We start from the raw sequence: 22,844 nt of genomic DNA on the forward strand, positions 1-22,844 counted from the left end.
TTTATTAAGAAGAGTCCCTACGCTATGTCTGCCTCAGAGCCCGTTGTTCATTATTTAAAAGACTATCAAGCACCATACTTTAGTATAGAAGCGGTGCATTTGCAGTTTGAGTTGCACCCAACGGCTACGCGCGTTACTAATACCATGCACATAAAAACGCTGACCATTCAGCCGCATTTAGTGCTGTTGGGCGAGCAGCTTAAGTTGGTGCAGGTCTTATTAAATGGGGTAGACATCACCCAGGCCTGCTTATGCGATGCTGAAAGTTTAAGCGTGCCTTTAAACGATTTTATGAACACTTTTGATTTAGTGATTGTGACCGAAATTGCTCCCCAAAAAAATACTGCGCTCGAAGGGCTGTACCGCACCAGCGGTAACTATTGCACCCAGTGTGAGGCTGAAGGGTTTCGTAAAATATCTTATTACTTAGATCGTCCCGATGTATTGAGTTGTTTTACCACTAAAATTATTGCCGACAAAACCGACAACAGAGTGTTGTTGTCTAATGGTAATTTGATTGAAAGCGGTGACTTACCCAATAATCGTCACTACGCCGTATGGCATGATCCATTTAAAAAACCCTGTTACTTGTTTGCACTGGTAGCCGGTAATTTAGAGTGCATTGAAGACGTATTTTGCACTGCGGATGGCCGTGATGTCGTGTTACGGATTTACGTTGAAGCGCAAAATATTGATAAATGCGAACACGCCATGGCATCGTTAAAAAATCCATGCGCTGGGACGAAACTCGCTTTGGCCTCATTTATGACTTGGATATTTACATGATTGTGGCCGTAGACGACTTTAATATGGGTGCGATGGAAAACAAAGGCTTAAACGTTTTTAATTCTAAGTTTGTTTTAGCCAAGCCCGACACGGCCACCGATGTAGATTATGAAGGCATTGAAGCGGTTATTGCCCACGAGTATTTTCATAATTGGACGGGCAATCGTGTTACCTGTCGGGATTGGTTTCAGCTCACTTTAAAAGAAGGTTTAACGGTTTTTAGAGACCAAGAGTTTACCGCCGACATGCTCTCGCCTGAGGTAAAACGCATAGAAGATGTCAAGCGCTTGCGCAGTAATCAGTTTCCTGAAGACGCCGGCCCGATGGCGCATCCTATTCAGCCACAGTCGTATATTGAGATGAATAATTTTTATACGATGACAGTGTACGAAAAAGGTGCCGAAGTGGTGCGCATGTACCATACCTTATTGGGTGAAGAAGGTTTTAGACGTGGCATGGATTTATATTTTAAACGCCACGATGGTCAAGCGGTGACAGTGGATGATTTTAGACGCGCCATGCAAGATGCCAACAATATAATCCTAGAGCAAATGCACCACTGGTATGTTCAAGCCGGAACGCCGACTCTTAAGATTAATACCCATTTTGACGCCACGACCAATCTCTATCGCATTGAGGTGGCTCAGTCATTGGCTTCTGTGGAAAATAAGGCCGACTTTAAGCCGTTATTGATTCCATTAAAAATGGGGTTGTTAAACTCAGCAGGCCTGGTTATTGCACTAAAACCTGCGGCCAATACTCTGCATAAGGTGATGGGCAACGCTCAAGAATGTGTGTTGCGTATCACTGAAGTTTGCGAATTTTTTGAATTTGAAGCCGTAGATGAACTACCCGTGCTTGCGTTGTTAAAAGGTTTTTCGGCGCCTGTACAGTTAGAGTATGCCTATTCTGATGCCGAATTAAGCCTTTTAAGCCGTGCAGACAGTGATGCGTTTGTGCGTTGGGAAGCCATGCAAACATTGTTTATAAATGAGCTTAAAGCCAATGTTAAAAGGTTTGAGTCTGGCGATGAGTTAGCCTTATCCGATGCCATGCAAAGTGCATTTAAAGGCGTTTTAGAAGATACCACGGCCGATGCAGGATGGGTGGCTTTGGCTATGACCTTGCCAGATTTAACGTACATAGGTGAGCAATACCCTCAAGTGCCGGTCGAGGCCGTGTATGAAACGCACTTGTGGTTGAGAACCGCTCTAGCCAAAGCATTTTCGGATCGTTTATTGACGTTATATCAAACCCTTAACCAAGTTAATGCGCCATATCGTTATGATAAAAATGATATTGCTAAACGCAAATTAAAAAACAGTTGCTTACGTTATTTAATGCGTCTACCAGAGCACCTTAATTTGGCAAAGGCGCAGTATTTCAACAGTCAAAATATGACCGATGTGCTGGCGGCCTTGGAAACGCTGTCGCACACCGAAAGCCATGATCGTGCAGAATGTTTGGCACATTTTTACGCAAAATGGCAACACGACGGTTTGGTGCTGGATAAATGGTTTACGTTACAAGCGGCTTCACATCATTTGCATGCTCTTGAGCAGGTTAAAGCCCTAATCGAACACCCCGATTTTATCTACACCAACCCTAATAGGGTGCGCAGTGTGATTGGCGTGTTTGGCCGTTTGAGTTGGTTAGGTTTTCATAGACAAGACGGTTTGGGCTATGAATTTTTAGCGCAACAAGTCTTAAAAATTGATGCCCTCAATCCACAAGTAGCGGCGCGCATGGTGGCTCCGTTTACACATTGGCAACGTTTTGATGACACTCGAAAAGCTCAAATGCGCGCGGCGCTTGAAAAGATTTTGGCGCACACTCCTCTTTCTAAAGATGTCTTTGAGATTGTTTCTAAATCGTTACATTAGGGGCGAATATGCGCAATGTGTTTAACCATAGCATGTGCATGGTTTTGTTAAATCTGGGTGTATTATTGAGTGCTTTGCCGCTGGCAAGTGTTGCCTATGCCAACGATTTAAGCACCTATTTACTGCAAGCCATTCAAGAAGAAGAGGGTGGGCAAGAAGCGGTGACGGCGTCTCCAGACACCCATCAATCTGACCCAATGCAAGCGGTTGGTACGCCCATTGAGCAAATTGATCAAGAGATTATTATTTTACGTGCTGAATTAGCACACAGTCAAAATCAGCCCGAACAGGTAAGTTTGTATCTTAATCAGTTAAGCGCGCAGCGCATTTTTCCCGCATTCAAAGCTCGTTATTTGGCGCTGTTAGACAGGCAAAAAGCGCCGCAGCCTAAAGTGACTCAAATTGAATTGCCCGACTACCTATCAGACGAGGCGCTAAACTTGCCCAGCAAGGTAGGTTTAGAGGTTGTTGACACGCATATCGTCAAAGGTTTAAAGATTGATTATCAAAACCCCAGTACGGTGTTTGCTGTGTTATTGCCCTTGTCTGGAGATTATGAAGCGGCTGGAAAAAAGGTACTTAATGGCATTACGGATGCGATAAAAAACCAGTCTATTCGAGCTAAGGTGGTGGTCTTTGACACCGAAGAATACGGGTCGGCATGGTCGCTTTGGCAGGCGGTTAAGGTGCATCAACCCAGCTTGGTGTTGGGGCCGTTACAAAAAGAACAGGCGCGAGCCTTTCAGGCGTTAAAAACGCAAGTGCCTACCTTATACTTTAATCAACTTTCTCCATTGTTTGCGTACGAACGAACACTTGCCCCTAATAAAAGTGCCGGTCTTAAAGCTGTTTTTTCGATTTTGGACAGTCACGAAAATCAAAATGTATTGGTTTTAAGTGACGCTGATGAAGCCTTTATTAATCTTGAAAAAACTTTTCACCAGGCCTGGTTAAATCAATATCCTGATGCGCATTATGTCCATCAAAGTCTTAACGACTCAAAAGAGCGAGAAACCCCCGGTAAAGTTCGTGCCAGCAAGTTGAATGTGGGGCAGGTATTAGAAAATGGTTTAAACATTCACCACTCAATAAATAGGGCAAAAGTGCTTGAAAACATTGTAGAAACTGCAATTGAGTTTAAACCTCGGCCACGACAAGATTTTGGCGCGGTGGTGTCGCTGTTGCCGCATAATCAAGCCGCACAAGCCGCGCCTTTTTTGAGTTTTTTAGGCGCTCAAAAAACTAAGCATATTTGGTATCCAGGGCAAATGCCCAACATGGCATTGCTGGCCAATGAGTTACAAACTTGGCCAAAAACGTATGGGGTTTTACCCTTTTACGGTGCCGAAAATGCACGTGATGCCCTATTGGCGCTTAAAAATGAAGATAGTGGCCTATTTTATGCTTTGGGTAGATCGGCTGTTGAAATGGTAAAGTACGATGTGCTGTCAAATCCCTTGGCGCAATCTTCGCAAGGGTTATTAGACCAAGTGGAAATGCATCAAACCAGTCATTTTCAACTTATGCCCACGGTGTATTGGATAGATAACGGAGTGTTTAAGGTTATGCCAGAGGCAGCACTGTACGAAGAGTCGGCGAAGCCTGCTAAAGAAAACCAAGAATGAGCCGATACACTTTATTAATGTAAGTAATTCGCAGTGTAGCCGGTCTAGGTTATGTACTGTATGAATTGACTGAGGAACTCACAAAGTGGCAGCGAAAGATGAAACGTTTGACCCAAATGACTTAGACAGTATTGATGCTCTGTTGGACGAGGCAGAGTTAGATGCACTCATTGATAAGCCGTCTGAACCGCCTGTTGTTTCAGTGGCGCCCGCGCCTGAGCAGACTATTGATATGGACGCTGCGGCGCAGGTTATTGACAGTAATAATAAATCGTTGGGTGGTCTGGACGCTGATGTGCTTAATTCACTGAGCGAAGTGGCTCCCGCAGCGGTGGCACCGCCTTTAGCGTCTGCCAGTGCTGCACAATCGGCGGTAAATACCAGTAAAACAGTGGACGATGCAGACGATTTTTTAGCAAAACGTGCAGCGGCAAAAAACAACCCTAATGTACAAATGACGGCGGATGATATGGATGCAATCAAAAAGATGATTATTATCTTTGGTTCAGTTTTGGTGGTGCTCACCCTTACAGCCATTGGTATTGGTGTGTGGGGAGCGCTTTCAGGCTCGTCGAGTACATTAGATGAGGAATCTCAAACATTGATTGAGTCGGTTAAGGTGGTTAGCGATACCAATGCAGAAACCATTAACAGTGCTGATAAAACCATTAAGTCGGTCGAAAAGAAATTAGACGCGCTTAATTTTCAACTTGAACAACTGGCCACAGACATGCTCGAGTTGGGAAAGTCGACACCGGTGAGCGCGCCGGTCGTGAGCACTAGTACTCCAGCGCTTAAGTCAGGAATCATTGACCCATTGGGCTTAGGCGCTCCAGTCACGCCTACACCGGTGGACGCAAAAGCCTTAACGCCTGCACAAGCAAGTCCTGCAGTGGTCGCAGTAAGTGCTGACCCATCGCCCGTTATGTTAAGAAAAATGGCGGAGTTAAACAAAAAGTGCTTAGCACTCAAGCAAAGCTAGATGAGGTAAATGCTCGACTAAAAAAAATGCAAGGCCAATATCAGTCGTTGTTGCTTAGCGTAAAAAAGCTGAAAAACAAGCCGTGATACATCAGTTAGAGCAGCAGTCAGCATTGCAAAAAGCACAGGCTGAGCAACGCGCTAAACTGGCACAAGAGGCTCAAAAGCAAGCTGAAAAACAAGCGAATAGCAAAAATTCGGCCTATCAATACAAGTCATCAGAAGGTGGTGTGTATGACCGAGCTATTAGCGATTCGTACCCATAACCAAGCGTACAAACCTAAAAACAGGGAGCTGGCTAATGTCATATTATTTGTTTAAGTTGAGTTTTTATGGCCTGTTGAGCATGGCTTTAGTGAGCCTCAGCGCGTGCAGTACGTTTGACAGCGCTGAGTGGCTTGGTTTGGATGCGCAAGGCACGTCTTTAAAAGTGCCCGATTATTATTCAACAAAAAATTTGCCAACAGAGTATTCACCAGGCCAGGTCTATTACATTCAATCGGTACAAGAATAAGCCTTAATAATGCCTTTCTAACGCATTAAAAGCATGTGGACTCGTTAAATTTACAATTTTAAGCAGACAGCGGAGTAAAAAAATGAAACATAAAATGTTATCTACACTCGGGTTAGTGGGCGCTTTATCGGCGGCTTCTTTAGGTGGCTTAAGCGGTTGCGTTGCCAACTCATCTTGTCCAGACGGTTCGTGTCAAAGTACGGCTCAGTCTGCAAAGCCAGAATTAATGAAAATAGCCGGCATTGGTTATGGTGCAACCGGTACTTATACTGGCTATACACCCGGTCAAAGTCGTTTGATGGCCATTAGAGCGTCTAAGTTAGACGCGTATCGTGCGCTGGCCGAACAAATTAACGGCATTAAAATTGACAGTAATACGTCCGTTGCTACTATGACCGCCAAAAGCGATAGTTTTAGGGCGCGTGTTAATGCAGTGGTGCGCGGCGCTAAAGTTGTCAGCGTTACCCCGATGGCAGACGATAACTACGAAACTGTTTTAGAGGTGCTGGTTGATAAGCGTTTCTTTGAAGATGCCATGGTGTACAACAGTGCTTCAAACTCTAAATCGTATGAACCGGACAATGGTTACAAAGTGAGTTCATATTAAAAATTTTACAAATTAACCTGCATTAGTTCAGTGTGAAAGTGATAAATTCAGGTGTTTGGGAGCGATTCAATGAAAATAAATACCATTACACTCAGTGTTGTATACGGTTTTTTTGTGAGTATTGTTGTGTTGCAAAGCGTTGCACACGCCGCCAGTATCAGTACTCGGGTTAAGACTTTAGAAGGGCAGGTCTCTAAGCACGATAAAGTGGTTAAGCAGAGTCAATCGCTTATTAAGGCGCAAAACGCCAAAATTGATAAGAGTGTGGCATCGGTGAAGTCACTGGAAAAAAAGGTGGATAATTTAGCGCAGCAAAAACCACCTTCAATTGAGCCGCTGGCAGTGGGTGATAATCAGTCTAAAAATCCTGTTCTGTTTAACGCCAATGCGTTTGCAAGTAAGCCGAGCGATTCAGCAGGCATACCCCCCGTTGCCCAACAAGGCAATAAACCGCCCAGTCTAAAGGCTTATACGTTTCCGTAAAAGAACGTTGGCGGGGTCTAAGTTATATTGATTTTTACAGCTGTTAAGTCTGTCAATAAATAGTCTATAAACAACTATCCCGCCAATTGGCGGGATAGTTGTTTATGGAGCTTAAAGCTGTATAAAAAGGCATGGTAGATTGATGTTATGCAATATTATTATTTCGTTTTAGTCGTTCTGCACGACGTTGCTCTTGCGCATATTCAATCTCTTTAGCTTGAATAAAATACACCAGTTTACGACGATCTTCTTCGGTTAACTTTTGATACTCTAACGCCACGGTTGAACTTTGTGAGCCATCTTTGTTTGGAGAGATGCTCACCACGTCACAGCGAACAAACACAGGGCTTTCGTTGACTAAGGGTTTAATTAATAAATCAACCTTGTAACTTTGATCAATCTTTTCACTCATTTCAATCGCAATACCACTGGCGCTTAAATTCACTAAGCGATGAGGAATCGCGCGCGACAACTGTTTTTCATCGACAGTTTGCAATAAAAAATTAATTTTAGTGTTCATAGCCGTTAGGGCTGCGGCCAGTAATGTACTTTTTGATTGATTTGTCCAATGACTTGATTAATTTGCTCATCCAACTCGTTTAAATTTTTCATGAAGTATTCTTCAATATATCGAGCGTCAGGACGTGCAGGTAAAGCGATATTTTGCGCTTCTTCAGCGGTGAGTAATCTATAACTGCACGGCATCATGACATCAATTCTAAAAAATTTACGTTGGTCTTTAAGCATAGTGTTCTCTTAATATATTCGGGTTTTAAGCACCGCGTTTTATCTAGCTCTATAAGATACAGCCAATACGTTTTGTGTGCAAAACAATAAAACAATAGTTTAGACGAAATACGATCAAAATAAAAATCGGTTGTGCGGTATGAGCAAAAAACATTAAGCAATAAATAAGCCAGGCCTGGTCATTTGCTTTTAGAGATTATAAAGCGATGAGGTGAGTTGCTACTCTAGATTAAGCTTGGCCTAAAGTGGTTTGCTGGCTTGAGGTGGATTTGCTTTCTCCAGCCGCGTCATAAAGGTTAACTTGGGTTGCTGATTTGCCAGAGATGAGGTTTAGCGTGTGTTGGTTTAGCGTGCTTAAGATTTGAATAGAAATGCCATTGGCGGCGTTTAAATTAAAGCAAGCTTGAGTGAGTTGTTCAATCTGCAAAAGGTCTTGTTGCAAGGTGGTGGGTAAGGTGGGCCAAATAGAATCGCTTAACAGTTGAGTTACAGGCATTGGAGGGCTAATGCATAACTCAAGACTGCTGAGTTGTTTTGCAAGTTGTTGTTGCAATTGTTCTTTAGACTTAAGTATGTGTAGAATTTTTTCAATATTGTTTATCTGTTTTAAAGCTTGCGCTTCAACGTCTAAAACGGCTTTAAATTCAAGCAAAGCACTTTTAAGTTGACCTATTTGTGAGGTAAATACATCAAGTAAAGTAATGGCTGTGTTTGAGTTCATAAAGAGTCTTTAGTAAAGGTTTTAAATAGACAAACCAAATTAAGCTAATAAATCTATTAAGCCGTTAAATCTAATAAGCCATTTAGGCTAACAAAAAAAGCTATAAATCTTAAGCCGTTTAAACGATTAAGCTTTATAGACGCGCAAATAAAGCTTCGGTTTGCATTAATTTGTCGGCAATTTTTTCTGGATTAACCTGGTAGCTGCCATCTTGAATTGCGGCTTTAAGCGCTAAAATACGTTCTGAATTATCAATGTTAACGCTTTGCGCTTTTTGCTCAAGGTCACGTACTTGAGATAACGTGTTGGTTAATGTGACTTTATCAGTATTGGCGGTTAGGCCTAAATTAATGCTGCCTTGAGCATTTGCCATACCGTCTTTATCGGCGGCTTTAGTTTGTTCTGCAGAGCGACTGGATAATGGGCTGCTGTTTACGTTTTTAATGTCCATTTTATTTGGCCTCACACCTATGGGATGGAATAGTTTAGCAGTATTGCTTGCTGCTGTTTAAAGATTTCTAAATACGTTAACGGCAAGTTTTGAATAACTTTAGGGTAAATGTTTTGTTTTTTTTAAAAAATGCAAAAAAAGCATAAAAAAATTTACGGAATCAACACGGTATTGGGAGCAATAACTATGCCTTTTATAATAATTTCGGACGTGCCGTTTTTAACTTCAACAGGTTGTTGTTCTACTGCATCGTTTAATGCGGTGCCGTTAGTTTGAACTTCAATGGTGCCAATGTAGGTGATAATGTTAATTTGTTGATTTTTAAATACCCAGAATGGCGGTTGTAAATCGTTTATGTTCAGAACGCTGCGTGGGCCAATGGCTTTTTTGGTGCGCATTCCCACCGCGTTTTCAAGGTTAATTAAACTGCCTTTTTGCACATTTTTATAATGTGTTAACACTTGTTCTACATCATCAGGTTTAATAACGGCCTGTTTGGCAATTGCTTGAGTGGTCATTATCGCCGGCAATTTTCCATCTACTACGGCCGGAACAAACACTTTCCACATGGGTTGAGCGCAATTAACGCCAATAGTCATGCGCCCGGCGTAGTCACTGGGGTTTCTGTCGACTAACTCAAGCGGCTGGGTACACAGCGGAAGTTGCAGGGTGGGGCTTAATTTTTTAAGCGTAATCTCTGCTTCATAAATATGTTGGTCAGTTTTTTGCTTAACGTATTCAAGAACCTGGTCGTGAATGCTTTCAATCGATTGAACTGTGGTTGGAATGGGCGCTGAAAAAACGCGCCAAGGCGTAAACAGGGCGCCAAAAAAAGTGGCTAAAATCAACCACAAAAGTGCTTTTGTTGTAAAGTGTGTCAAAGTAATATGCATGCATTACATACTAACCGAGTTTGTCTGGTTTTTAAATGGCGAGGCAAAAAATGGTTTAAACAATTGACCAGGCCTGGTTGTTTTACCCAAAGTATTAACAATCGTATCAGTAGCTGTATCAGCAATAAGAATGAACAATTCAAACATGAACAATTCAAATAGGGTGGCGTTACCATGTCTAGCTTTTTAAAAGGAGTTGACCAAAGAACTTCGTTGGCCGGTATGAACCGGATGGAGTTATTGCTTTTTACCATTCGTGGTAAGCAGTTATTTGGTATTAATGTGTTTAAAGTGCGCGAAGTCATTCGCACGCCAGACATTTCGCCGGTGCCTAAGTCGGACGCTCGTGTGGTGGGCGTGTCATACATACGCGGTAAAACCATGCCCATGATTGACTTGGCAAAAGCGCTTGATTTAGAAGCCATTGACCCTACAAAGTATGGCGAAACCTTAACCATCGTGACCGAGTTTAACAGCTCGGTGCAGGGGTTTTTGGTAGAAGATGTTGATCGCATTGTGCATTTGCGCTGGGAAGACATTTTGCCGCCACCCGACTCGTTGCAAAATTTAAACTACTTAACCGGTATTACTCGGGCGCGTGATCAAATTGTTGAGATTGTCGACGTCGAAAAAGTTTTAACCGAAGTGTCTGGTAAGCCGCGCGAGATGTCGGACGAGTTTGTGAGTAGCTACCTGGCTAAAACGCGTGGTCACGACTTTTTTGTATTGGGCGCCGATGATTCGAGCGTGGCGCGGTCGCAGCTTAAAAGTATTTTAGACAAATTAGGCATTGCCAATAAAATTGTAAACAACGGTAAGTTGGCGCTCGAGTTTTTACAGAAATGGGCTGACGAAGCCGATAAAGGCCTTGCTGATCGCGTGAGTCAGCGCATGCTGATGGTTATTTCTGACATTGAAATGCCCGTAATGGACGGTTACACCTTAACCACCAGTATTCGCAAGGACGACCGTTTAAAGGATTTATACGTTGTGCTTAACTCATCATTAAGCGGTGGGTTTAACGAATCGCTTACCGGCAAAGTGGGTGCAAATAAGTTTATATCCAAATGGCATGCTGAAGAGTTGGCGACCACCATTGTGGCTAGAATTGATGATATTACTAAAAAAGCCTAATCGCTCTTTAAGTTTGTCTGAGTGGTTTAAAGGCCGTTTAAACGCTTTTTAAATAGGTTTTAACGTTAAAAAAGGAATGCACACCATGCACAAACACATTGACCAGGCCTGGTTAAAGGCTGTTTTTAAGTTTTGTTCTATGGGTTTGATGTTGTCATTCTCGTTATTGAGTGTGAGCGCGTGTGCGCAAACATTTGAGTTTGAAGAGCCGGTCAAGCCACTTAAGTCACAAGCCATGCAGGCTAATCCAGACGCGTGTGTGGTGGCCAGCGGGCAAGCCAGTTCAGAGGGAGTTGATACGCAATTTGCAAAAAAAATGGCCATTCGTGATGCCCTGAAAGCCGCCTCTCTTAAAAATAACGTTACGGTTAAAACCGATCAATCGGTCGAAAATCAGCAGCTTACCAAAGACAGCGTACGCTTTACCTCACAAAGCAAAGTTAAAAATTACACTATTTTAAAAGAAGGGTTAGAAGAGCGAGAAGACGAGTATGGGCAAGTTAAAAAAGGCGCGTTAAATTATCAAGTAACCTTAAAAGTATGCTTAACCGAAGAGGCCAGCGCCTGCCCAAACTTGCCGGGTAACGCTTATCAAACTCGTGTTGCCATTGGTCCGGTTGTGATGGTAAAAGCCAATGAAGCCAATGATATTTCTAATTTACTGTTTGGTTTTCAGCAAGAGCTTGATCGACGTATGGCCAAACAAGGCTATCAAAACCACGTCTTGTTTGATGAAGCCGTTGATTTGCAACCCAACGTCATGGTGGCGCCTAATTTAGAGCCCGAGCAATTAAATTTAATTAGAGATAAAACGGGTGCGCAGTTTTTATTGCTGACGGTTATTCGCTCTATGTCGTCGCACAACGAAGGCAGTAACACGTTTAACAACGTTAAGCGGTTTTACAATTACGAGGTTAAAAACGACAGTCGCTACATTGAAGCCGATTGGTATGTGATTGATTTAATGCGTTACGAAATAGTGAGTCAATCGCGTGGCGGATTTGATGTAAAAGGCGAGGTGTATGTAGGGCGTGATCGTCCGTTTGGCACCAACGCTTTTTTTGCCAGCGACACCGGTATTGCCTTTCATGCATTGTTAGAGCAACAGACTCAACAAGTGTTGGGGTTTTTGCAATGCCAACCACTCGAAACTCAAATAATTGACGTGCGTGACGGCGAATACATTGTGTATTTAAACCGTGCTTCGGGGGTAAAAGAGGGTGACGATTTAGCGGTATACAACAAAGTAGGTCGCCCAGTACGAGTTAACGGCATTGATTTGGGCACGGACGAATCGCCCAGTGGCTTTATTAGAATAAAGCGCATGATGCCCAAATTTGCCGTGGCCGAGCTGACGACCCAAAAAGGCTTGGTGCAAAACGGTGACGTGGTTCGGGCTTGGTAGTCATTGACGCTTAAAAATATGTATTTAAAAACCGGTCATTCAAGTTTGAGTGACCGGTTTTTTTATGTCAAAAATTTGACCAGGCCTGGTTGTCTTAGTTTTTACATGCATAAATTGCGGTCATTGTAGACATAAGCCAATCCACGTCATTGCGGGCTTGCAGTATATGGGGCAGATGCCGTGTCGTAGCACGGCATGACGTAAATGTGGCGTGGCATGAGGGTGGTTTGTGGTTGAAATGAAAGCCAATCCACGTCATTGCGGGCTTGACCCGCAATCTATTGGGGTTTCCAGTGCATGGGGCAGATGCCGTGTCGTAGCACGGCATGATGGAAATGTGGTGTGGCATGACGGTTTAAGCAAAGCAACCAGGCCTGGTTAAAGTAAATTTTAAAATAACATAAAGAAGTCTCCTAATGTTTTACAAACTTGGCCGAATACGGGCGGTTTTAAATTTCTTAAGTTATTTTTTACGATTTTAAGCCACTATTTTTAATGTTGGCATTCACTTTGCTAATGTCTTGATAAGAATACAGTCGTTAAAAGTAAAGGGGGCAATCATGGCAGAATCAATATTTGGCATACACGAACGCGCGTTGCAAGTACGCACGGCGCGCGGTGAGATGCTGGCCAATAACTTGGCCAATGCCGACACGCCTAATTTTAAGGCGCGTGACATTGATTTTAGACAAGCCATGAACGAAGCAGGTCCGGTAAAAGGCTCGCACAGTTCGGATATGAATAGAACCAATGCGCGCCATATTGAAGGTTTTGCGCAGATGTCAACGTCCGACTTTTTAAAGTTTAGACAGCCCACCCAACCCGCATTAGATGGCAACACGGTCGAAACGCACATTGAAAAAGCCAAGTTTATGGAAAACGCCATGCAGCAAGAAGCCACGCTGGAGTTTATTAACAGCCGAATTACTGGAATACGTGGCGCATTGCGCGGCGAATAATGATTAACGTTAAATTGGTTAAATTGCTTAGGAGTTTATTATGTCCATGTTTAATATTTTAGATATATCCGCCACTGGATTGCACGCGCAAACGGTGCGTTTAAACACCATCGCCTCAAACATGGCCAACGTTGACAGCGTAAGCTCTAATAAAGAAGACACTTATCGCTCTAAGCAGCCGATATTTCAGACCATTTTAAACGGTGCCAAAAACGAACCCACTGGAGGGGTGCGTATTAAAGAGATTGTTGAAAACCAAGAACCGTTAAAAATGGAATACAGCCCAAATCACCCTATGGCCAACGGCGATGGGTACATTTTTAAACCCAATGTCAATATTGTGGAAGAGATGGCCAATATGATGTCGGCCTCGCGGTCGTATGAGACCAATATTGAAGTGATGAACACCTCTAAACAGCTGTTGCTACGCACCATTCAATTGGGTAAATAACACACGTTACCTAAGTACCTAATTTAACAGGAGTCTATCATGGCCGATTATCTACCCAGTGTTACCAGTGGCAACAACGATTACGTCAACTCGTTGCAACAGTCAACCAATGCAAGTGCGTCTTTACCCAGTAAAGTCATGGGTCAGGCCGACTTTTTAAGATTATTGACCACACAATTGCAAAACCAAGACCCGTCAAAACCGATGGATCCCACCAGTTTTGTAACCGACCTTACCCAAATGAGTCAGTTAGAAGCCACCACCAAAATGAACGCCTCTATTATGGCAATGACCTCGGGTTTTCAGGGGTTGCAGACCATGCAAGCGGCGGCCATTATAGGTAAAAACGTGCAAGTGGTGGGGGATGACTTTTCACACACACAAGGCCAGGCCTCACAATTTAGACTGAACAGTGAAAGCCCGCTTACCGACGTAAAAGTGGTGGTAAGTGATGCCAACGGCATAGTCAAAGAGCTGAGTGTTGGCGATGTGCAGTCGGGCGAAAAAGTGGTGGATTGGAACGGTTTAGACAAAAACGATCAGTTACGCGCCGGCGGAGTGTATTCGCTTACCGCTTATGGCACCGATGCCAATGGCGATTTAAAGTCGATTGGTACGGTGGTGCCATCACGCGTTAATTCGGTGGGCGTGGGTTCGGACGGAGCCATGACCTTAACCCTAGCCACGGGCGAGCGCGTTAAAATGGATGCGGTGCGTGAGATTAGTGGTTAAGTGGCGGTTAATGGACGGTTATATTGAGACCTTTGCACGAGTCAATGCACGAATAAAAATGGTTAAAATTCACCTGATTTTTGTTGAAAAACTTGTGAATAGCTCGCTATTCACTGCGTTTTCCGCCGCAATCAGGTAAATTTTCCCTCATTTTTCTTTCGCACCTGACTCGTGCAAAGGTCTCATATTGATTTAATAGTTTATTGAGTTTTGCTTAGACAGCGCAAAATTAATTTAAGTTGGTTTGTAAATTGCTACTTATTTTAAACGTTTTACACGGTTTTAGACGCTTTAAACGCTTTAAAAAATCTAAAACAACCAACGGTTTTTTATTACAAAATACAAAAAAGTGGGAGAGTCATCATGGCTTCATTTGATTTAAATGCATTAAGCGGTATTAATGCTGCGTCGAACGGTTTAGCGGTTATTTCTAACAACCTAGCCAACTCACAGTCGGTGGGGTTTAAAGCTTCACGTGCCGAGTTTGCCGATATGTTTTCCGGCCCGCAAAATTCACCGGGTTCTGGGGTGCGTGTGGCGGCCATTACGCAAAACTTTACCCAAGGTACGGTAAGTGGCACAGGGCGTGAGTTAGACATGGCCATGAACGGCGAAGGCTTTTTTGTACTAGAAGACCAAACAGGTAAATACGAGAACGTATACACACGAAATGGCTCGTTTAAATTAGATAAAGAAGGTTTTTTAACCGACCAATCTGGCAATAAAGTACAGGGGTATTTGTTAAACGAAGCTATGTCCACTGAGCTTAAGCCGGTGTTTAGCACAGCGTTATCCTCGATTGATTTGGACGCCTTAAACAAAATACCCAAAGCCACTTCTGAGATGACCTATAACATTAACTTGAATGGCCAAGAAGTAGATAATTTAGATTCTACCGGTGCCCTTGTAAGTGCAGATTTAACCAAGTTAACCACGCCAGGCGATGATAATCTTAACGCGTATGATGGGTTTCCAGACTATTTTTACCCTATGACCATTCACGATAGTTTGGGTGGCGAGCATACGTTAAACGCTAATTTTTATAAAAATACAGTAGTGGATAATGGTACAGATCCCAAATACACATCTTGGATAGCGCAGTACACCATTACCGCGTTAGACGATCAAGGTAATACCACCTATACAGGTCACACCGTCGCACCAGCGACTCCGGCGGCGGCTCAAGGGCAGATTTATGAACTGCGTTTTGATACCAACGGACAGTATTTGGGGGCGTTTGATGAAGCTTCAATTGGAACTCTTGGCGCAACGCCCATTACCCCAGTGTTAAATTTCGAAATTGATAATCCCCTGACTGGAGCAACCGATCCATTAGGCGATTTAGCGGGTATTTCACTCGACTTTACCGACATGAGCCAATTTTCTGGCACATATAACCAGCGTGGAACCACACAAAATGGTTATTCAATTGGTGACTTGGTGGGCTTAAGCACGGGGCTAGACGGGGTGATTGAGGCACGTTATTCTAACGGACGCTCTATTCCGGTTGCGCAGTTGGCGGTGGCTAACTTTGCCGATAAAAATGCGATGGAAAAATTGGGTGGTCAAACTTACGCTCAATCGTTTGCGTCGGGTGCGGTGCAATTGGGTACGCCAGAAAACAACGGTTTTGGTTCGATTGTGGCGGGTTCGTTGGAGTACTCTAACGTGGATACCGCGGCCGAATTGGTGAATATGATTCAAACGCAACGTACTTACCAGGCCTCGGCTCAGGTGATTTCAACGTCGCAAGAACTGACCCGAACTATCTTGAACTTGTAATGTAGGCGCGTAAGTTAACATGTAACAAAAGTTTAGCACACCGTTTTAACCTATCTTGCCGGCGCCTTGCCGGCATTTTTTTGCCGTATGGCAAGTCTTTCCTTATAAGTGTATCGGCTTATTTCTAAAACCTTTAGCGCGGCTTAAGCATAAAACTTTCTTAAATTGGCACGCTTAGTGCTAAAAAACTCGTGTATCAAAAATAAAGTGTCAAAAAAAAGACAATGCTAAACATACAAGGAAAGGTAAGCACGTAAATTAGGGCGTTAGACCCATACAAAGCGTGTTTAAAGTTTAGGTAAGGTGGTGGGTTGGCAGTGCGTTGTTTAGACGCCTAAACATCTAAAACGCCGCCTTACTTTTTATTGAATTGGAGAAGTTTCATGGATCGCATGCTGTACATCGCAATGAGCGGGGCTAAAGAGGTGATGTTGTCGCAAGCTAACAACGCCAACAATTTAGCCAACGCCAACACCGATGGCTTTAAACAAGATTTTAATATCTTTAGAGCCCAGCACATGCAAGGTCCAGGTTGGGAGTCGCGCGCCTATTCTATGGACGAGCGTCCCGCCACCGATTACACCGCAGGGGCTATTAAAGTCACTGGGCGTGATTTAGACGTGGTCACCAAGTCGGACGGTTACATGGCCATTCAAACCCCAGCGGGCGACGAAGGTTTGGTGCGTACCGCCAGCATGCAAGTGCTTGAAAATGGTAATTTGGTGGACGTATCAGGTAATCCGGTTTTAAACGAGGGCGGTATTCCCATTAATATTCCGCCCACCAAAAGCATCACCATTGGCGATGACGGTACGATTTCGATTGTGCCGGCCGATTCGCCCAGCAATCAGTTGGTGGTACTAGACCGTTTGCGCTTGGTAAAGCCCGATATTAAAGATTTACAAAAAGGCTTAGACGGTTTTAGCCGTTTAAAAGCCGATGCCGCACCTTTGGTGCAAGAGCAAGTCAGTGTGGTGAGTGGTGCGTTAGAAACCAGTAACGTCAATACCGCCGAGGCGTTGGTACGCATGATTGAGTTGTCGCGTAAATACGAGCTGCAAGTCAAAATGATGTCTACCACCAAAAGTCATGCTCAAAAATCCGATCAATTATTGTCGTTAAGATAGCGTAGCCGCACTGCGGCCTAGGAGACCATTATGAACAGAGCTTTATACGTTGCCAAGACGGGCTTAGAAGCCCAACAGTTTAGATTGGCGGCTATTTCTAACAACTTAGCCAACGCCAATACTTACGCCTATAAAGCGGGGCGAGCCGAATTTGACGATTTAATGTATCAAAACATTCGCCAACCCGGCGCACAGGCCAACCAAGATGAAACCAGTACCTTGCCTTCGGGTTTGCAGTTGGGTACTGGGGTAAAAGCCATTGGGGTGCAAAAAATTCACACCCAAGGCAACTTAATGGTCACCGATAACCAGTTGGACGTTGCCATTGAAGGCAAGGGGTTTTTTCAGGTATTAGACCAGGGTGGAAACTTAACCTATACCCGTGACGGCTCGTTTCAGGTGAATCAAAATGGCGACGTGGTCACCTCGTCGGGGTATTTGTTAGAGCCCAATATTAATATTCCGCAAGATGCTACCGAAGTTTCAATTACCCGAGACGGCGGGGTGTTTGTAACGCAGCCGGGCAACGTTGAGCAAAACCAGGTGGGGCAAATTCAGTTGGCCAGTTTTATTAATCCGGCTGGTTTGGAAGCGTTAGGGCACAACTTTTACGCCGAAACAACGGCCAGCGGCGTGGCCAACGTAAACGACCCACAAACGGCCGAAGCGGGTGCTTTAACGCAAGGCGCGCTAGAAGCGTCTAACGTGAATACCGTAGAAGAATTAATTGGCATGATTGAAGCCCAGCGAACTTACGAAATGAACTCAAAAGCCATCGCCGCCGCTGACGGCATGATGCAGTATTTAAACAATAACGTTTAATAAGCGTGCAAATGTCTTTAAAGATACGCCAAATATAACGTAATTAAATCACCAGGCCTGGTTGCAAGCAGCGCGACAAGCAAGGCTATTGTGAATAGACTAAAGGGATAAAAAATGAAATCTTTAATGCAAAAACACATTAAGTTAGTGAATTTAGCCAGCGTGTTAATGTTGACAGGCGCAGTGTTAAGCGGTTGCAGCAGCACGCCAGAGCGTTTAGAGCACATTAGTTATGCGCCAAATTATCCGCTTAATATTCCCAAACCCGCGCAACCGCAAAATGGTTCGTTGTATCAGACTGGCGCCATGACGTTGTTTGACGATTCGCGCGCGCACCGCATTGGCGACATTATTACCATTAGTTTGACCGAAAAAATCTCGGCTAAGAAAAAAGACGAAGCTAAGTACGATAAATCGAACAGTCAAGATTATGGCGTTAAAAATCCATTTAGTGTCACCACACCCAATAATTTGGTGGGCGATGCCATTAATGCCGTTACGTCACCCTTGCAAGGTTTAAGTTTGGGTTACGGCTCAGAAGGCTCGTTTGCGGGTAAAAGTGATGTTAAACAAGATTCAAGCTTAACCGGTTCTATTGCGGTGACCGTGGTAGAAGTGATTGGCAATGGCAATTTGGTGATTCGCGGCGAAAAGTGGATTACCATTCACGATGGCGATGAAGTGGTGCAATTTGCCGGCATTATTCGTCCAGAAGATATTCAGTTAGACAACACCATTTCGTCCACCAAAGTGGCCGATGTGCGCTTGGTGTATAAAGACGTGGGTATTTCGGGCAACACCGCGCGCTCTGGCGCGGGCACGCAGTGGTTAAGTAAGTTTTGGCCTTTGTAATTGGGTTTAGCCAGGCCTGGTGATTTACTAAAAAATCGTCATGCCGTGCTACGACACGGCATCTGTCACACCCACGGTCAGGTGCAATAGATTTCGGGTCAAGCCCGTAATGACGAAGTTTATTTATGACCAGGCCTGGTTGTTTATTAGTATTTAATTTTAAAACGTTTTTCTGGTTTGGGGCTGTTTAGCCCCTTTTTTGTGTCTAAAATTTAGTCCACGTGTTAAGGGCGGCACTGCGCACGCTTTATAGGTTTTATAGGTTTTGGCATGCCACATGCTTTAGACTAGTAAGAGTTGCGTTATGACAATTCGTAAAAATAATAAAAACAAGGTGTTACGTTGTTTTACACCACCAAAAACCCAGAAAAAATGTGACACGTATTGTGTTGCCAGGAGTTTTACCATGAATCTTACTGTGTTTAGTAAAATGTTAGTCAGTATTTTAGCCGCCAGCCTGTTTTGGAGCAGTTACAGTTACGCCGATCGTATTAAAGACATCGCTAACGTGGGGGGCGTGCGCTCTAACCAGTTGGTGGGATACGGTTTGGTGGTGGGGCTAAATGGTTCGGGCGACAAAACGCCCTTTGCCGAGCAGAGTCTATTAAGCATGCTCAATAAATTTGGGATTCACGTGCCGCCAGGGGTAAAAACCAACACCAAAAACATCGCCGCCGTGGCGGTGCACGCCGAGCTACCCGCATTTGCTAAGTCGGGTCAAAAAATTGACATAACAGTGTCGTCATTAGGCAACGCCAAAAGTTTGCGCGGCGGCACGTTATTGCTGACCCCATTAAAAGGGGTGGACGGTAATGTGTACGCGATTGGGCAAGGAAACTTAGTAGTAGGTGGCTTAGACGCCAGCGGTGCTGATGGTTCTAAAATTACCATTAACGTGCCCAGCGTAGGGCGTATTCCGGACGGTGCCAGTGTTGAACGTACCGTAAACACCGGGTTTGAGCTGGGCAATACCATTAGTTTAAATCTTAAAAACGCCGACTTTACCACCGCCACCAATATGGTTAACTCTATTAACGCCTTATTGGGTGACGGTACCGCTAATGCATTGGACGCCGAAACGGTTGAGGTGATGGCACCACGTTTGCCTAATCAACGGGTGTCATTTTTGTCGGTGTTAGAAAATATTGAAGTTACGCCGGGTCAAGATACCGCTAAAATTATTGTTAACTCTAGAACCGGTACGGTGGTGATTGGTCAAAACGTTCGTGTTCGCCCAGCGGCGGTGACGCACGGCGGCTTAACGGTTAAAATTACCGAACGCCCACAAGTCAATCAGCCCAACGCATTGGCCGACGGCGAAACCGTGGTGACGCCACAAACCGACATTAACGTGCAAAACACCGGCACCGGACGTATGTTTAAGTTTCCCGAGGGCGTATCCTTAAACGATATTGTGCAAGCTGTTAATAAAGTGGGCGCAGCACCAGGCGATTTAGTGGCTATTTTAGAAGCACTAAAACAGTCTGGCGCGTTAACCGCTGACTTAATTATTATTTAACGCCGCGAGAGAATGAGTAAAACGCCATGACAACCTTAAACAGTTCAAACAGTTTAACCGCACAGCCTCATCAGTCCACTGGGCTTAAAGCGCACAATAACTACACCGATGTGGGGGCGTTAAACGATTTAAAGCAGCAAGCGCGTGAAGATCAGCGTGCGGCACTAAGACCGGTGGCCGAACAGTTTGAAGCGATTTTTGTGCAGCAAATTTTACAAGAAGCGCGTAAAGTCAGTTTTGACGAAGGTTGGCTAGAGGGCGGTCAAGGCGATTTTTACAAAGATTGGTCGGATAAACAGCTCGCTCAAAATTTATCTTCTAAAGGAACGCTGGGGTTTGCCGATAACATAGTTGAACAGTTAGCACCCAGCTTGCCAGGCTTGCCAAGCACGCCGGCTGAGTCAAGTGACGTTACTAAAAGTTTAAAGCCGCCGTCTACCGAGCAAGCACTGTTATCAAGACCGCTTAAGCCGTTGTGACGCTGTAGTGCTGTGATAGCAATAAAAACGCTAATGCGTTTATAATCAGATTTTGTGCATGCGGCTAATGAACCGTTTTAGCTTTTATAAAGGAGCCTTGTATGGCAGACATGTTAACCATCGGTGCGTTGGCCACCAACACCTTTAAAAAGGCATTGGATGTCACCAGTCATAACGTTGCCAATGTGGCCACCGAAGGCTACAGTCGCCAGCGTGCCGAGATTTCGAGCAACTCGCCTAATACAGTGGGCACCACATTTATGGGTGGAGGCTCGCAAGTAAGCAGTGTAGAGCGTATTAATGCGCAATACTTAGAGTCGCAATTGCTTAACAGTCATTCGATGGTGAGTCGATACGAATCGCAGCTAAGTTTGTCAAGGCAAGTAGAAGGCGTTATTGCTGGTAACGATGCGGGTGTGCAAGAGTTTATGCAACGTTTTTTTGACTCGTTGCAAACGGTCGCTAACAACCCCACTTCTACTACCAGTCGACAATTATTGTTAGACGAGGCGGGTAATCTTGAAAGTCATATTGGCAACTTAACCAGCGTATTAAACGACACGCAAAGCCAGATAAACAATCAAATCAGTGGGTTAACCACAGAAATTAATAATCGCTTAACCACTATTCAGGCTATTAACGTGCAAGTTGAACGCTCGTTAGGCGCTTCGCAACAGCCGCCAAACGATTTGCTAGACCAGCGCGACCAAGCGGTTATGGAATTAAGTCAATACATTGACGTTAAAACGTTTACGCAAAGTGACGGTCGCATGGATGTTTTTGCCGGTAACGGCAAGCTCCCTTTATTGGCCGACAATAACATTGTGCCGCTGCAAGCGCGTTTAAGCCCGTACGAAGATGAAAATCGTATGGAAATTTACATGACAGTGGGTGGCGCAAGTCAAGTGGTGAGTGACCGTATTATTGGCGGTGAGTTGGGTGGGGTACTTAACGTTAGAACCAATATGCTCGACCAAGCGCAAAATGATTTGGGCTTAACTCTGAATGGCATGGTGGCGTCGATGAATTGGCAACACTACCAAGGCTATGATGCTAATGGCAACCCCGGTGGCAATCTGTTTGAGCCTTTGCAAATTAACGGGGTGTTTGCGGCCAGCAAAAACACCATAGATGGCAGTGCTATTTCGGTAAGCTTTAACCCCAGTCAAGGTGTTTCAGAGCCGCCATACACATTGCCCGAGGCAGGTACGTTTGCCAATAAACAAGCTCATTTGCAAACTGCGCTTGACGCTGTGGGTGACTTTGCATCACGTGATTATCAAATTAAAGCCGATGGTGCCGGTTATAAATTTTACGATTATAAAACGGGCGAAGAGCTTACGCCTACTGCGGGAAGTGTCGCCAATACATTTCAGTTAGACGGGCTGTTGTTTGATTTAAGCGCCCACAGTAATGTGGCTGGCGACAGCTTTTTGGTCAAGCCGCATCAGCAAATGTTAGCAAGCTTTACCAAAGCCATTACCGACACCAACGCCATTGCGGCGCGTGGCCAATCGCCCGATCCTTTAGAGCTTGATCCAGCGGCCGCAGCGGAAGGTGACAACGTTAACATGGCCAACATGGCCAGTTTACAATCGGTCAAGTTACTGTACGCAGACGGCAGTGGGGGCACTGAAACTTTACTGGGTGGCTATTCTCGAATGGCCACCACCGTGGGCATGTATGCCCGTGGCAGTGAAATTCAGTACACAGCGCAGTCTAATGTAAATACCCAGCTGGTTCAGCAACGTGAGTCTATTTCTGGGGTAAGTTTGGACGAAGAAGCGGCTAATTTAATTCGTTATCAACAAGCTTATGAAGCGGCGGCACAAATCATTGCCACCTCACAATCGTTATTTCAAACGCTGTTAGGCGTGGTACGAGGATAATC

The 22,844-nt window shown here is 44.4% G+C and carries 23 protein-coding genes and 1 pseudogene; 19 read left to right on the forward strand and 5 right to left on the reverse strand.

Going from position 1 to position 22,844, the window contains the following annotated elements:
* The first annotated feature begins 24 nt into the window (after window positions 1-24).
* The 7 genes and pseudogenes from pepN to EP181_RS03520 all read left to right on the forward strand — a co-directional run bounded on the left by pepN (window position 25) and on the right by EP181_RS03520 (window position 6,879).
* Window positions 25-2,669 (forward strand): annotated as a pseudogene (pepN, locus tag EP181_RS03490) (aminopeptidase N).
* Window positions 2,670-2,707: 38 nt separating this feature from the next.
* Window positions 2,708-4,294: a type 1 periplasmic-binding domain-containing protein gene (locus tag EP181_RS03495; protein WP_172959683.1), complete on the forward strand. Its 1,587-nt coding sequence runs from the start codon at window positions 2,708-2,710 to the stop codon at window positions 4,292-4,294.
* Between the two features lie 85 nt (window positions 4,295-4,379).
* On the forward strand, window positions 4,380-5,276 hold the full coding sequence (locus EP181_RS03500; protein WP_127470423.1) for a hypothetical protein: 897 nt from the start codon (window positions 4,380-4,382) through the stop codon (window positions 5,274-5,276).
* Between the two features lie 82 nt (window positions 5,277-5,358).
* Window positions 5,359-5,541, forward strand: coding sequence for a hypothetical protein (locus EP181_RS03505; protein WP_127470424.1), 183 nt, complete (start codon window positions 5,359-5,361; stop codon window positions 5,539-5,541).
* 35 nt (window positions 5,542-5,576) lie between these two features.
* Window positions 5,577-5,789, forward strand: a complete 213-nt coding sequence (locus EP181_RS03510) for a hypothetical protein (protein ID WP_127470425.1) — start codon at window positions 5,577-5,579, stop codon at window positions 5,787-5,789.
* A gap of 94 nt (window positions 5,790-5,883) precedes the next feature.
* Window positions 5,884-6,396, forward strand: a complete 513-nt coding sequence (locus EP181_RS03515) for an LPP20 family lipoprotein (RefSeq protein WP_232023501.1) — start codon at window positions 5,884-5,886, stop codon at window positions 6,394-6,396.
* A gap of 69 nt (window positions 6,397-6,465) precedes the next feature.
* Entirely contained in the window at window positions 6,466-6,879 is a 414-nt protein-coding gene (locus EP181_RS03520) for a hypothetical protein (protein ID WP_127470427.1), read from the forward strand.
* Between the two features lie 145 nt (window positions 6,880-7,024).
* Here the strand turns inward: EP181_RS03520 and EP181_RS12230 are convergent, their stop codons facing one another.
* From EP181_RS12230 to flgA, 5 genes are all read right to left on the reverse strand, one after another.
* A complete protein-coding gene (locus EP181_RS12230; RefSeq protein ID WP_232023502.1) occupies window positions 7,025-7,399 on the reverse strand; it encodes a PilZ domain-containing protein in 375 nt (124 codons plus the stop codon).
* Window positions 7,400-7,404: 5 nt separating this feature from the next.
* Window positions 7,405-7,626, reverse strand: coding sequence for a hypothetical protein (locus tag EP181_RS12235; protein ID WP_232023503.1), 222 nt, complete (start codon window positions 7,624-7,626; stop codon window positions 7,405-7,407).
* 229 nt (window positions 7,627-7,855) lie between these two features.
* On the reverse strand, window positions 7,856-8,347 hold the full coding sequence (locus EP181_RS03530; protein ID WP_127470428.1) for a flagellar export chaperone FlgN: 492 nt from the start codon (window positions 8,345-8,347) through the stop codon (window positions 7,856-7,858).
* 133 nt (window positions 8,348-8,480) lie between these two features.
* A complete protein-coding gene (gene flgM / locus EP181_RS03535; protein ID WP_127470429.1) occupies window positions 8,481-8,798 on the reverse strand; it encodes a flagellar biosynthesis anti-sigma factor FlgM in 318 nt (105 codons plus the stop codon).
* A gap of 152 nt (window positions 8,799-8,950) precedes the next feature.
* Window positions 8,951-9,691: a flagellar basal body P-ring formation chaperone FlgA gene (gene flgA / locus EP181_RS03540; protein ID WP_127470430.1), complete on the reverse strand. Its 741-nt coding sequence runs from the start codon at window positions 9,689-9,691 to the stop codon at window positions 8,951-8,953.
* A gap of 174 nt (window positions 9,692-9,865) precedes the next feature.
* On the opposite strand from flgA, the gene EP181_RS03545 reads away from it, so the two are divergent.
* From EP181_RS03545 to flgK, 12 genes are all read left to right on the forward strand, one after another.
* Window positions 9,866-10,825 (forward strand): chemotaxis protein, encoded by a 960-nt coding sequence (locus EP181_RS03545; protein WP_127470431.1) that lies wholly within the window; start codon window positions 9,866-9,868, stop codon window positions 10,823-10,825.
* An 85-nt stretch (window positions 10,826-10,910) separates the two neighbouring features.
* Entirely contained in the window at window positions 10,911-12,230 is a 1,320-nt protein-coding gene (locus EP181_RS03550) for a hypothetical protein (RefSeq protein WP_127470432.1), read from the forward strand.
* Between the two features lie 560 nt (window positions 12,231-12,790).
* On the forward strand, window positions 12,791-13,189 hold the full coding sequence (flgB, locus tag EP181_RS03555) for a flagellar basal body rod protein FlgB (protein WP_127470433.1): 399 nt from the start codon (window positions 12,791-12,793) through the stop codon (window positions 13,187-13,189).
* Window positions 13,190-13,229: 40 nt separating this feature from the next.
* Window positions 13,230-13,640 (forward strand): flagellar basal body rod protein FlgC, encoded by a 411-nt coding sequence (gene flgC, locus EP181_RS03560; RefSeq protein ID WP_127470434.1) that lies wholly within the window; start codon window positions 13,230-13,232, stop codon window positions 13,638-13,640.
* A 39-nt stretch (window positions 13,641-13,679) separates the two neighbouring features.
* Window positions 13,680-14,372, forward strand: a complete 693-nt coding sequence (locus EP181_RS03565) for a flagellar hook assembly protein FlgD (RefSeq protein WP_127470435.1) — start codon at window positions 13,680-13,682, stop codon at window positions 14,370-14,372.
* 363 nt (window positions 14,373-14,735) lie between these two features.
* Window positions 14,736-16,154, forward strand: coding sequence for a flagellar hook protein FlgE (locus tag EP181_RS03570; RefSeq protein ID WP_232023504.1), 1,419 nt, complete (start codon window positions 14,736-14,738; stop codon window positions 16,152-16,154).
* A gap of 383 nt (window positions 16,155-16,537) precedes the next feature.
* Window positions 16,538-17,281 (forward strand): flagellar basal body rod protein FlgF, encoded by a 744-nt coding sequence (locus EP181_RS03575; RefSeq protein WP_127470437.1) that lies wholly within the window; start codon window positions 16,538-16,540, stop codon window positions 17,279-17,281.
* 30 nt (window positions 17,282-17,311) lie between these two features.
* On the forward strand, window positions 17,312-18,103 hold the full coding sequence (gene flgG, locus EP181_RS03580) for a flagellar basal-body rod protein FlgG (RefSeq protein ID WP_127470438.1): 792 nt from the start codon (window positions 17,312-17,314) through the stop codon (window positions 18,101-18,103).
* A 114-nt stretch (window positions 18,104-18,217) separates the two neighbouring features.
* Window positions 18,218-18,955 carry a flagellar basal body L-ring protein FlgH gene (locus EP181_RS03585; protein WP_232023505.1) on the forward strand — a complete coding sequence of 246 codons (738 nt, stop codon included), beginning with the start codon at window positions 18,218-18,220 and terminating at the stop codon, window positions 18,953-18,955.
* A gap of 406 nt (window positions 18,956-19,361) precedes the next feature.
* Entirely contained in the window at window positions 19,362-20,474 is a 1,113-nt protein-coding gene (locus EP181_RS03590) for a flagellar basal body P-ring protein FlgI (protein ID WP_127470439.1), read from the forward strand.
* Between the two features lie 26 nt (window positions 20,475-20,500).
* Window positions 20,501-20,953: a rod-binding protein gene (locus EP181_RS03595; protein ID WP_127470440.1), complete on the forward strand. Its 453-nt coding sequence runs from the start codon at window positions 20,501-20,503 to the stop codon at window positions 20,951-20,953.
* Between the two features lie 101 nt (window positions 20,954-21,054).
* Window positions 21,055-22,842, forward strand: a complete 1,788-nt coding sequence (gene flgK / locus EP181_RS03600; RefSeq protein ID WP_127470441.1) for a flagellar hook-associated protein FlgK — start codon at window positions 21,055-21,057, stop codon at window positions 22,840-22,842.
* Window positions 22,843-22,844 lie beyond the last annotated feature (2 nt).

Source organism: Thiomicrorhabdus aquaedulcis, assembly GCF_004001325.1.
Lineage (GTDB): Bacteria > Pseudomonadota > Gammaproteobacteria > Thiomicrospirales > Thiomicrospiraceae > Thiomicrorhabdus > Thiomicrorhabdus aquaedulcis.

Coding starts and splice junctions, on each gene's coding strand:
- flgM (WP_127470429.1), bottom strand. CDS start 8,798: ATGGACATTAAAAACGTAAACAGCAGCCCATTATCCAGTCGCTCTGCA.
- EP181_RS03575 (WP_127470437.1), top strand. CDS start 16,538: ATGGATCGCATGCTGTACATCGCAATGAGCGGGGCTAAAGAGGTGATG.
- EP181_RS12230 (WP_232023502.1), bottom strand. CDS start 7,399: ATGAACACTAAAATTAATTTTTTATTGCAAACTGTCGATGAAAAACAG.
- flgC (WP_127470434.1), top strand. CDS start 13,230: ATGTCCATGTTTAATATTTTAGATATATCCGCCACTGGATTGCACGCG.
- EP181_RS03565 (WP_127470435.1), top strand. CDS start 13,680: ATGGCCGATTATCTACCCAGTGTTACCAGTGGCAACAACGATTACGTC.
- EP181_RS03515 (WP_232023501.1), top strand. CDS start 5,884: ATGTTATCTACACTCGGGTTAGTGGGCGCTTTATCGGCGGCTTCTTTA.
- EP181_RS03595 (WP_127470440.1), top strand. CDS start 20,501: ATGACAACCTTAAACAGTTCAAACAGTTTAACCGCACAGCCTCATCAG.
- flgB (WP_127470433.1), top strand. CDS start 12,791: ATGGCAGAATCAATATTTGGCATACACGAACGCGCGTTGCAAGTACGC.
- EP181_RS03590 (WP_127470439.1), top strand. CDS start 19,362: ATGAATCTTACTGTGTTTAGTAAAATGTTAGTCAGTATTTTAGCCGCC.
- EP181_RS03570 (WP_232023504.1), top strand. CDS start 14,736: ATGGCTTCATTTGATTTAAATGCATTAAGCGGTATTAATGCTGCGTCG.
- flgA (WP_127470430.1), bottom strand. CDS start 9,691: ATGCATATTACTTTGACACACTTTACAACAAAAGCACTTTTGTGGTTG.
- flgK (WP_127470441.1), top strand. CDS start 21,055: ATGGCAGACATGTTAACCATCGGTGCGTTGGCCACCAACACCTTTAAA.
- EP181_RS03545 (WP_127470431.1), top strand. CDS start 9,866: ATGTCTAGCTTTTTAAAAGGAGTTGACCAAAGAACTTCGTTGGCCGGT.
- EP181_RS03510 (WP_127470425.1), top strand. CDS start 5,577: ATGTCATATTATTTGTTTAAGTTGAGTTTTTATGGCCTGTTGAGCATG.
- EP181_RS03520 (WP_127470427.1), top strand. CDS start 6,466: ATGAAAATAAATACCATTACACTCAGTGTTGTATACGGTTTTTTTGTG.
- EP181_RS03585 (WP_232023505.1), top strand. CDS start 18,218: ATGAAATCTTTAATGCAAAAACACATTAAGTTAGTGAATTTAGCCAGC.
- flgG (WP_127470438.1), top strand. CDS start 17,312: ATGAACAGAGCTTTATACGTTGCCAAGACGGGCTTAGAAGCCCAACAG.
- EP181_RS03495 (WP_172959683.1), top strand. CDS start 2,708: ATGGTTTTGTTAAATCTGGGTGTATTATTGAGTGCTTTGCCGCTGGCA.
- EP181_RS03550 (WP_127470432.1), top strand. CDS start 10,911: ATGCACAAACACATTGACCAGGCCTGGTTAAAGGCTGTTTTTAAGTTT.
- EP181_RS03530 (WP_127470428.1), bottom strand. CDS start 8,347: ATGAACTCAAACACAGCCATTACTTTACTTGATGTATTTACCTCACAA.
- EP181_RS12235 (WP_232023503.1), bottom strand. CDS start 7,626: ATGCTTAAAGACCAACGTAAATTTTTTAGAATTGATGTCATGATGCCG.